The following is a 10,933-nucleotide window of genomic DNA, read 5'->3' as shown; positions in this document are numbered from 1 at the left end:
AAAAACACTTCTCAGCCCGCAAGCGTGCGCGCTTTGCGTGTGCGACGCAGCGGGCTGCATTCCCTCGAAAAAATGCTTGCATTTTTGAGAAGCGTGTCGAGCTTTCTCGACACGCTGAGAGAGGGCCGCCCCGGCAGGGGCGGCCCTCTCTTTCGCGCCTGATGGCTACCCCCGGCTGGCCACCTTGGGGGCGCTCACCCGCTTACCCGGTTTATGGCTGCGGCGAAAGGTCTTGACCGCCTCGCACACCACCACCGGCGTCACCGCCAGACCGGCCACCACGCCCCAGGCCCGGGGGGACAGGGACACGGTGGAAAATACGGTTTGCAGCGGGGGCACCAGCAGCACCGCCAGCTGCATGGCAAGGCCGATGAGGAAGGCCTTGTTCATAGCCGGGTTGGAAGTTACCCCCAGCCGGAGGAGGGAGGCCTCCTCGCTGCGCACGTCAAAGGCGTGGAAGAGCTGACACAAGGTCAGGGTAGCGAAGGCCATGGTGTTGCCCGCCGCCAGAGAGCAGCCCGGCAGCATCCAGGCCCCCAGCACATAGGCCGCCAGGGTGAGGGCCCCCACCATCACCCCCTGCCAGGCCAGCCGGAAGGCAAAGCCGTGGGCAAAGAGGGACTCCCCCGCCTGCCGGGGCGGCCGGTCCATCACCCCCGGCTCCACCGGCTCCACCCCCAGCGCCAGAGCGGGCAGGGAGTCGGTGACCAGATTGAGCCACAGCAGCTGCACCGGGGCCAGAGGCATCTCGGGAAACCGAAACAGGGTGGCCAGGGCAATGGTCAAGATCTCCCCGATGTTGCAGGAGAGCAGGTAGTGAATGGCCTTTTTGATGTTGGCGTAGATGCCTCTCCCCTCCTCCACCGCCGAGACGATGGTGGCGAAGTTGTCGTCGGTAAGGATCATGTCGGCCGCTCCCCGGGCCACATCGGTGCCCCCCTTGCCCATGGCGCAGCCGATGTCGGCGGCCTTGAGGGCGGGGGCGTCGTTGGTGCCGTCGCCGGTCATGGCCACCACCTTCCCCCTGGCCTGCCAGGCCTGGACGATGCGCAGCTTGTGCTCCGGCGACACCCGGGCGTACACGGCAAATTTGTCCACTTCCTCCTCCAGCGCCTGCTGGGGCAGAAAGTCCAGGTCCTCCCCGGTGAGGGCACGGTCCCCCTCCCGGCAGATGCCCAGCTCTTTGGCCACCGCCACGGCGGTGAGCTTGTGGTCGCCGGTGATCATCACCGGCCGCACTCCCGCCCTGTAGCACTGGTCCACCGCCCGGCGCACCTCCGGCCGGGGCGGGTCCATCATGCCCAGCAGCCCCACAAAGGTGAGGCCTTTCTCCAGGCTGTCGCTGTCCAGGCTGTGGGGCAGCCCCTCTATATCCTTGTAGGCCATCCCCAGCACCCGCAAAGCCTTGCCCGCCATGGCCTCGTTGCGCCCGGTGATCCGCCGCAGGGCGCTCTCGGTCAGCCGGCACCGGCGGGCCAGCACGTCGGGAGCCCCCTTCACCATCACCCGGTATCCCCCGCCCGGCTTGCTATGTACGGTGGTCATGAGTTTTCGTTCGGAATCAAATGGAATTTCCCCTTTTCTGGGCCACTCCTCCTCCAATTTGTTTTTATCCAGTCCGGCCCGTGCCGCCGCTTCCACCAGAGCCGCCTCGGTGGGATCGCCGGTACACACCGGGGTTTTCCCCTTCCAGCTCAGCTCGGCGTCGCCGCTCAGAGTGCCGATGGTGAGGGCCAGATCCCGCTCCCCCTGGGAGGGCGTCCAGATGTCCACCACCGTCATTTTATTCTGGGTCAGGGTGCCCGTTTTGTCGGAGCAGATCACCCCGGCGCACCCCAAAGTTTCCACCGCCGGCAGCTTTTTGACTATGGCCCGCCGCTTGGCCATACGGCTTACACCCAGCGCCAGCACAATGGAAATGATGGCGGGCAGGCCCTCGGGGATGGCGGCCACCGCCAGAGATACGGCGGTGAGGAACATTTCCAGCAGATTCCGCCCCTGGAGCAGCCCCACCCCAAACATCACCGCGCACACGCACAGGCACAGGAAGGACAGGGTCTTGGAAATCTCCCCCATCTTTTTCTGTAAAGGTGTTTCACTTTCCCCTTTATCCATCAGGAGACCGGCGATATGACCCACCTCGGTATCCATTCCGGTGGCGGCCACCAGACAGGTGGCCCGGCCCCGGGTGACCACCGTGGCGGAGAGGAGCATATTGCGCCGTTCTGCCAGAGGGGTGTCGGCGGGCAGGGGTCCCAGGGCCCCCTTGTTGACCGGGGCGGACTCGCCGGTCATGGCGGATTCGTCAGCCTGGAGTCCTACCGCCTCCAGGATGCGGCAATCGGCGGGCACCAGGTCCCCCGCCTCCAGGCGGATCACGTCGCCGGGCACCAGCTTGTCCGCCTCCACCCGGGTCAGCACCCCGTCCCGCAGAGCGTGGGCCACCGGGGCCGACATCTGGCTCAGGGCCTCCAGCGCCTTGCGGGCGCTGTCCTCCTGGGACAGAGAGATAATTGCGTTTACCGCCACAATGCCCAAAATAATAGCGGCGTCCAGCCAGTCCTCTCCCCCGCTGGCCCACAGGGACAGGACCGCCGCCGCCAGCAGCACCAAAATCATGGGGTCCTTCAGCTGGCCCAGCAGCCGGGCCAGGAAGGACTTGTCCTTCTTGTGGGCCAGCTTGTTGGGGCCGTGAGCCACCAGCCGCCGGGCGGCCTCCGCCCCGGTCAGTCCGCCCTGATTGCTTCTCAATTCCTCCAGCGCCTGTTTGGCGCTGCACGCATACCACTGTGTCATGGTGACCGCTCCTCGCCTGTTTGTTTTCCATCTTTTGGATACAGTATAGCAGGCCTGTCCCCCGGAATTGGGGGAAAGCTGGCGGGGCGGGCAGACAAAAAGCGGCCCCCGCGTAACGCGGGGGCCGCAAAGGCTTACTGGGTGATCTGCCAATAGGGGAACTGGAAAAACAAATTCTGCTGGGTGGGGGTCATGCCGGAAACTGCGTTCCACTGGGTGAGCACCGACCAGTTTTTGAAGCAGAGTACCCCAAAGGGGGGCTCCTCCGCCAGCCGGGCAAAGAGCTGCCGGGCGCCGAGATCCCGGCTCTGTCCGCTGGTGGCCCGATAGCTCTGGAGCAGCTGTGCGGCCTGAGGGTCGCTGTAGCCCCCGTAGTTGAGGGCGCCCCCGGCGGCGATCAGGGGGGTGAGGTCAAAGTCGGCGGTAAGCCGCACCTCCCCCAGATAGAGGTCAAAATCTCCCTTCTGGAGGGCGGAGACATAGGCGTCCCAGTCCAGCTTGGTGAGGGTGGCGTGGATACCCAGATCGTTGAGGCCGTTGACCAGATGCTGGGCCGCTGCCGCCCGGTCCTGATTTTCGGCAGATACCACCAGTTCCAGGCTGAGGGTCTGCCGTCCGTTGACCCAGCCGCTGCCGGTATTGGTCCAGCCCGCGGCGGTAAGGGCCTCGTCCACCGCCTGGGAGGAGTAGCTGAGGGCGGACGCCTGATCCTCATGATAGAGGGCGGTGCCGGGGTGGACCGGCAGGGCGGCGGGCTGGGCGTGGCGGGAGAAGATGGCAGTGGATACCGACTCCCGGTCAAAGGCCCGCAGCAGGGCACGCCGCACCCCAGCGTCCCTGCAGGGGCCGCTGAGGGTGTTGAAGCCCACATACACCATGGTGGAGGTGGGGTAATCCAGGGTATCAAAGGAGCCGGAGAAGCCCAGGGCATTGGTGGCGGTCAGGTCGGTGGATACCAGAGAAATGTCCTTGGTATCAAAGGCGTGGATCAAATCGTCGGCCTCCTGAATGGCCCGCAGGGGAATGGTATCCAGGGGCAGCTGCTCCCCCTGCCACCAGCGGCTGTTGATGGTGAGGGACAGCTCACTTCCGCTGCCGGAGAGCACATAGGGCCCGGTGCCCAGGGGGGTGCCCCCGGTCTCCTTGACGATGGGGATATCCAGCAGAGCGGGCAGAGAGGCATTGGCCCGGCTGAGGGCCACGGTCACCGTTCCCTGTCCCGCTGTAATGGCGCCGATATCGGTAAACCGGGCGGAATAGAGGGGGCTGGTACGGGCGCTCTCCAGGGAGGAGACCACCTCCGCCGAGGTGAGGGGGCTCCCGTCGGAGAAGGTGACGCCGGAGCGCAGGGTAAAGGTCCAGGTCAGCCCGTCCTCCGAGGTGGTGTAGCGGTCGCACAGCACCTGGCTGACCTCAAACTGCTGATCCAGGGCAAAGAGCCCCTCATACATCAGCCCGCCCAGAGACAGGTTGGTACGGTTGCTGCCGGTGATGGGGTGGAATCCGGCCTGAGGATAGCAGGCCAGGGTAAATTCCGCTCCCTCAGGGGCAGGGGTGGCGCTGGCGGCAGGCTCCGGCGTGGGGGTGGTCTCCGGCTCCGGACCTCCGGTACAGCCCGTCAAGACCAGGCAGAGGGCGGCCCCCAAAGCCGCCAAAAACCGTCGTGTTCGTTTGTTCAAGGGCAGCCCCTCCTGTCTGTAAGTGCCGTATAAAACACACCGTTCCGGGAATTCACTTCCCGGAACGGTACCACTGCTTGCCCGCACTGGCGGGCAACCGTCTCCCCCGTGGGGAGGCGAGGGGGGTATCAAAACCGTTGTGCCGCAAGGCGGCGCGGCGGTTTTGTATCTAGGGGGGAATATATTCCCCCCTAGACGATTGCGATCATAGCAGCCTGGCTGCCCCGCTCCCCGTGGGTAAAGCGATGGGACCAGTACTTGTCGTGGAGGCAGGCGGTGCAGTCGCCGGACACGGCAATATGCTCAGGGTCCAGGCCCACGCTCTCCAACCGTTTGGCGTTGAGAGCCTTCAGATCCACATGGAACTTGCCGGTGGGCAGCACCTGGATGCAGTGGAGCGCGGAGGCGCCCATGGCCTCGGTCATGGCATTGGGCACGTCCTCGTGGGTCTCGAAGCAGCACTTGGAAATGCCGGGGCCGATGGCGGCCAGAATGTCCAGCCGGTCACAGCCGTAGCAATCCACCATCCGCTCCACCGCCTTGGCGGCAATGCCCAGAGCGGTACCCCGCCAACCGGCGTGGACCGCCCCCACCACCCGGCGCACCGGATCGTAGAGCAGGATGGGCAGGCAGTCGGCGGTAAAGACAGTAAGCACCACGCCGGGGATGTCGGTGACCAGGCCGTCGGCCTGCCAGGGCTCCGGCTCGTCCAGACCAATGCCCAGGTCGGCGGTGGTGACGGAACGCACCGTATCCCCATGGACCTGGCTGGCGCACACCACGCCCTTCACATCGGCTCCGATGGCGGCGCAGAACCGGCGGTAGTTCTCCGCCACTCTGGCCGGATCGTCTCCCCGGGTCATGCTCAGGTTGAGGGAGTCGTAGATTCCCTCCGACACCCCGCCCAGCCGGGTGGAAAAGCCGTGGACCGCCCCGCCGGCGGCCTCAACGCCGTCAGAGGCCAGGTACACCAGACCATTTTTGTTGTGTTCAATGATGTTCATATGGTCTCCTTTATCCAGGGCGGGCGGTCCGGAGGCCCGCCCCTACGGGTTTCCGTAGGGGGCGGCGTCCCCGACGCCCCGCTTCTGGGACCAGGCTGCTTTTAGTCCTCTTCGTGCATCCCGCAGCACTTCTTGTACTTCTTGCCGCTGCCGCAGGGGCAGGGATCGTTGCGGCCCACCTTCTGGCCCTTCTTGACGGGCTGCTTCTTCACAGTGCCGTCGCTGCCGGCGCTCTCACCGGTGACCTTGGCCACCCGCTCGCGCTTGACGGTGGAGCCCACCTGCACCCGGGCCAGGAAGATCCGGCGCAGAGTCTCCTCCTGGATGGCGGCGATCATGCGCTCGAACATCTCGTAGCCCTCGCGCTTGTACTCCACCACGGGGTCGTTCTGGCCGTAAGCCCGCAGGCCGATGCCCTGACGCAGCTCCTGCATGGCGTCGATGTTGTCCATCCAGTACTCGTCCACCACCCGGAGCATCATCACCCGCTCCAGCTCACGCATGAGGGGCTCGCCCAGCTCGGCTTCCTTCTTGCTGTAGACCTCGGTGGCCTTCCGGAGGAGCAGCTGCTCCAGGGCGTCCACGTCGTACTTCTGCAGCTCCTCGTCGTCGAACTTGTAGTCCTCGGGGGTAAGGAACAGGCCCCGGAACTGGGCGCACACCTCCCGCCAGTTCTCGGCGTCCATGTGCTTGAGCTCGCCCATGTGGGCCGCCACCTCGTTGGAGATGACGGTGGACAACATGGTCTGAACGGCCTCCTTCAGGTTCTCGCCGTCCAGCACCTTCCGGCGCTGCTCATAGATGACCTTACGCTGGGTGTTCATCACGTCGTCGTACTCCAGCACCGTCTTACGGGTCTGGAAGTTCCGGGACTCCACCTGCTTCTGGGCGTTCTCAATGACATTGGAGAGCATCTTGGAGTCCAGGGGCATATCCTCGTCCACCCCCAGCTTATCCATCATGCCCATGACCCGCTCGGAGCCGAACAGGCGCATGATGTCGTCCTGGAGAGAGAGGAAGAACCGGCTCTCGCCGGGGTCGCCCTGACGGCCGGCACGGCCCCGCAGCTGGTTGTCGATGCGGCGGGACTCGTGGCGCTCGGTGCCCAGAATGAACAGGCCGCCGGCGGCACGGACCTTCTCGGCCTCCTCCTTGATGGCGTCCTTATACTTGGCCTCGGCCTCGGTAAACATCCGGCGGGCCTCCAGGATCTCCTGGTTGTCGGTGTCGGCAAAGCCGGTGGACTCGGCGATGAGCTCGTCGCTGAGGCCGGCCTTCCGCAGCTCGGCCTTGGCCAAAAACTCGGCGTTGCCGCCCAGCAGGATATCGGTACCACGGCCGGCCATGTTGGTGGCCACGGTCACCGCCCCCAGCTTACCGGCCTGGGCCACGATCTCGGCTTCCTTCTCGTGGAACTTGGCGTTGAGCACGTTATGCTTGATGCCCTTGCGCTTGAGCATCTCGGAGATCTGCTCGGACTTCTCGATGGAAATGGTACCCACCAGCACAGGCTGGCCCTTGGCGTGGCACTCCTCGATCTGCTTGACGATGGCCCGGTACTTGCCGGCCTCGGTCTTGTACACCACATCGGGGTTGTCGATCCGGGCCAGGGGCTTGTTGGTGGGGATCTCCACAATGTCCAGGGCGTAGATGGTGCCGAACTCCTCCTCCTCAGTCATGGCGGTACCGGTCATACCGGACAGCTTGTTGTACAGGCGGAAGTAGTTCTGGAAGGTGATGGTGGCCAGGGTCTTGGACTCCCGGGCCACGGTGACGCCCTCCTTGGCCTCGATGGCCTGGTGGAGGCCCTCGTTATAGCGGCGGCCGTACATGAGGCGGCCGGTGAACTCGTCCACGATGATGACCTCGCCGTCCTTCACCACGTAGTCGATGTCCCGCTTCATCAGGCCCCGGGCCTTGATGGCCTGGTTGATGTGGTGGGACAGGGTGGTGTTCTCCGGGTCGGCCAGATTCTCGATTTGGAACTGCTGCTCGGCCTTGGCGATGCCCCGGGCGGTGAGGGTGACGGTGCGGGCCTTCTCATCCACGATGTAGTCGGCGTCCACATCGGGGTCCTCTTCCTCCTTGGTGTCCACCTTGGCCACCCGCTGGCCCTTCAGGCGGGCCACAAAGGCGTCCACAATGGTGTACAGCTGGGTGGACTTGTCACCCTGGCCGGAGATGATGAGGGGGGTGCGGGCCTCGTCGATGAGGATGGAGTCCACCTCGTCCACGATGGCGAAGGAGTGGCCCCGCTGCACCATCTCGGTGGCGTAGATGCACATATTGTCCCGCAGATAGTCAAAGCCGAACTCATTGTTGGTGCCGTAGGTGATGTCGGCGGCGTAGGAGGCCTTGCGGTCCTTGGGCTGGACGTCGTGGATCACCAGACCCACGGTGAGGCCCATAAAGCGGTAGACCTTGCCCATCCACTCGGAGTCACGCTTGGCCAGGTAGTCGTTGACGGTCACGATGTGGACACCCTCGCCGGCCAGGGCGTTGAGGTAGGCGGGCAGGGTGGCCACCAGGGTCTTGCCTTCGCCGGTCTTCATCTCGGCGATACGGCCCTGATGGAGAATGATGCCGCCGATGAGCTGTACCCGGTAGGGCTTCATACCCAGCACACGCCAGGCCGCCTCACGGCAGGCCGCAAAGGCCTCGGGCAGGATGTCGTCCAGGGTCTCGCCATTGGCCAGACGCTCTTTCAATTCAGGGGTCTTTGCCTTGAGCTGCTCATCGGTGAGCTTGGAGTACTCCTCGTCCAGGGCCTCGATCTTGTCCACGATGGGTTTGATGGCCTTGAGCTCCTTGGCGGAGCTGGTGCCGAACAGCTTTTTCAACAGTCCCATGTGTCTGATTCACCTTTCTGATCTCCACCGCGCAAAACGCGGCTGTTGACATTGATTCAGTTTCCTAGTATAGCATAACCCCTTTAAAGATAAAAGAATAAATTGTGAACAAAATCGCATTTCCCTGCTTTTCCCTGTTTCTGATCACGGCTATTATCCCATCATGCAATAAGTGTGCATTTTTGCACACCTGCCGGCGGAAAAACTATGATACACTCTTTCCAAGCCCAAAAACAGGTAGTATAATCAAAAAATAGTCAATCATTTTTTGTAAAATCATCCGTATTTTATCAGGAAGGAGGGGCGCCGTGAAAACCACAGAAGAACTGCGCAACGCGATTTGCACATCCTCCGATCCCGCCATGCTGGCAGGGTGCGCGTTCACACCGCCGGACTTCACCTTTTATTTATGCAGCCTGCTGGAGCGGCGGGGCTGGCTGGTCAAGGACGCCATCCGGGCCTGCTATCTGGAGCGGTCCTATGGCTATCAGCTCTTCAATGGCACCCGTCCTCCCACCCGTACCTTTCTGCTGCGGCTGGCCCTGGCGCTGGAGCTGGGAGAGGAGGAGGCCCAGCAGCTGCTCGCCCGCTGCGGCAAGGCCTCCCTCTATCCCCGCAGCCGGTTTGACGCGGCGGTGCTCTACGGACTGACCCATCACCTGACCCTGGAGGAGACCGACGAGCTGCTCCTCTCTCTGGGAGAAGGGGGGCTTTTGTGAGCCGCACCGATGATTTTCGTCAAGACTACAAGCAGGTGGTGGACAGTCTGTCCCTGCCCGACCGCATCGCCCTGGTCTACCGGCCGGAGGCCTGCCTGGCGGAGCGGGAGAGCCGCAGCGTGTGGCTCCTCCGCCGCCGGTGCGACGAGGCCCCCTATGCGCTCAAGATCGCCCGGGAGGGGGGCGAGGACCTGGAGGAGGAGTTCCGGCTGCTCACCCAGCTCTACCCCGCTCTGGCAGGCCGCGTGCCCCTGGCCGCCGACTGCTTCCGGCAGGAGCAGTCGGTCTATCTGGTCCGCAGCTATCTGCCCGGCCAGTCCCTGACCCGTTATCTGGACCGCACCGGCCCCTGTGACGAGGCCCACTGCCGCCAGCTGGGTGGACAGCTGGTGGAGCTGCTGGAGCGGCTCCACGGGATGGACCCGCCCATCATCCACCGGGATATCAAGCCGGACAATATCATCGTGGGATCTGACGGGGGCGTGGGGCTCATCGACTTCGGCATCGCCCGGCAGTACAAGCCCCACCGGGACAGCGACACCCGCATTATGGGCAGCTCGGTTACCGCGCCGCCGGAGCAATACGGCTTTGCCCAGACCGACGAGCGGGCCGACCTGTATGCCCTTGGCGCCACCCTGATCTGGGCCCTCACCGGCTCCTATGACCGGGGCAGTCTGGAGGAGGCCCCCGTATCCCGGCAGCTGAAGGGGGTGCTGCGCAAATGCACCGCCTTCAGTCCCGACGACCGCTATCCCACCGCTGGGGCACTGAAGGACGCCCTTGGCGGCAGGTCCCGCCGGGGGCCGGTAACGCTGGCGGCAGCGGCCTGTGCCCTGGCCCTATGCCTGGGGGTGGCCGGAGGGGCAGTCCTCCCCCGGATGCAGGCGTCCCAGCCGGTGGAATTCTCCTCCTACTGTCTGGAGCTGGCAGTGCGGGAGGAGCTGGACCGGCCCCTGGGAGAGATCACCTACGGCGATCTGGAGCAGGTGGAGCGGCTGGCTCTGCTGGGCAACGAGGTGCTGGAGGACCCCTCGTCCTATTCCTATTATATGAATGATACCACCGGTGATACCTCTCGGGGCGATGTGTCCGACCTATCCCTGCTGGCTCATATGCCCAATCTGGAGGAGGTATGGCTGTGCCGGCAGCAGATCACCGAACTGTCCCCTCTGGAGGGGCTGCCCATCACCACGCTGGTGGTGTGCGACAACCACATTGAGGACCTGTCTCCCCTCTCCTCCCTCATCGGCCTGAGCACCCTGTGGCTGGGGGGCAACACCCCCTCCGATCTGAGTCCGCTGGCGGGACTGGCCAGGCTGCGGAACCTGAATCTGGACGGGGTGGGCGGCGGCGACCAGCTCACCCCCCTGGACAGTCTGGCTCCCCTGACTGATCTGCCTCTGGTCCGCCTGTCCCTGGGCGGGCGTACGGTGTCCGACGGAGACTGGTCGGTGCTGGCTACTCTGCCCCTGCTGGAGGAGCTCTCCCTGTGGGCGCCCCCGGAGGAGGCGGTGGCCGCTCTGACAAAGCGGGAGCAGCTGCCCATCCTGAACGTGGGCCTGCTGCCCTGTGAGGATCTGTCTGTTCTGGCGGGCTGCCAGGTAGTGGACCTGCGGCTCCACGCCGGGCAGAACTCCCTGGAAGGGGCGGGCGACCTGCCCCGGCTGCGCAATCTGGGGCTGTTCAGCTCCCATGTCACCGACCTGTCCCCCCTGGCCCAGGCCGGACTGCTGGAGACCTTCTGCTTCAACGGCCCTGCCGTCCCCGACTTCTCCCCCCTGACTGACCTGCCCCGGCTCAATCTGGTGCTGGTGCCCCAGTCCATGACGGCCTCTGCCGAGATTGCCTGTCCCGGCAGGGTAAGCTCCCTGGGATAAGGGCCCCGC

6 protein-coding genes are annotated in these 10,933 nt (G+C 64.6%); 2 read left to right on the top strand and 4 right to left on the bottom strand.

The genetic code is table 11. The features are described 5' to 3' along the window. Nucleotides 1-165: 165 nt before the first annotated feature. From WHJ28_RS11950 to secA, 4 genes are all read right to left on the bottom strand, one after another. Nucleotides 166-2,796 carry a cation-translocating P-type ATPase gene (locus WHJ28_RS11950; RefSeq protein ID WP_340042345.1) on the bottom strand — a complete coding sequence of 877 codons (2,631 nt, stop codon included), beginning with the start codon at nucleotides 2,794-2,796 and terminating at the stop codon, nucleotides 166-168. A gap of 134 nt (nucleotides 2,797-2,930) precedes the next feature. Further along, nucleotides 2,931-4,475: an ABC transporter substrate-binding protein gene (locus tag WHJ28_RS11945; RefSeq protein ID WP_340042344.1), complete on the bottom strand. Its 1,545-nt coding sequence runs from the start codon at nucleotides 4,473-4,475 to the stop codon at nucleotides 2,931-2,933. Between the two features lie 191 nt (nucleotides 4,476-4,666). Continuing rightward, nucleotides 4,667-5,479: a peptidoglycan editing factor PgeF gene (gene pgeF, locus WHJ28_RS11940; protein WP_340042343.1), complete on the bottom strand. Its 813-nt coding sequence runs from the start codon at nucleotides 5,477-5,479 to the stop codon at nucleotides 4,667-4,669. Between the two features lie 101 nt (nucleotides 5,480-5,580). Continuing rightward, nucleotides 5,581-8,328 (bottom strand): preprotein translocase subunit SecA, encoded by a 2,748-nt coding sequence (gene secA / locus WHJ28_RS11935; protein ID WP_340042342.1) that lies wholly within the window; start codon nucleotides 8,326-8,328, stop codon nucleotides 5,581-5,583. 308 nt (nucleotides 8,329-8,636) lie between these two features. Here secA and WHJ28_RS11930 point away from each other — a divergent pair, with 308 nt between their 5' ends. Continuing rightward, on the top strand, nucleotides 8,637-9,047 hold the full coding sequence (locus WHJ28_RS11930; protein WP_340042341.1) for a hypothetical protein: 411 nt from the start codon (nucleotides 8,637-8,639) through the stop codon (nucleotides 9,045-9,047). Then, nucleotides 9,044-10,924 carry a protein kinase domain-containing protein gene (locus tag WHJ28_RS11925; RefSeq protein ID WP_340042340.1) on the top strand — a complete coding sequence of 627 codons (1,881 nt, stop codon included), beginning with the start codon at nucleotides 9,044-9,046 and terminating at the stop codon, nucleotides 10,922-10,924. The genes WHJ28_RS11930 and WHJ28_RS11925 overlap by 4 nt, the downstream gene beginning before the upstream one ends. Nucleotides 10,925-10,933: the final 9 nt, after the last annotated feature.

It is taken from the genome of Flavonifractor porci, from assembly GCF_037572415.1.
Taxonomy (GTDB): domain Bacteria; phylum Bacillota; class Clostridia; order Oscillospirales; family Oscillospiraceae; genus Flavonifractor; species Flavonifractor porci.
This window is presented reverse-complemented; position numbering and strand designations above follow the sequence as displayed.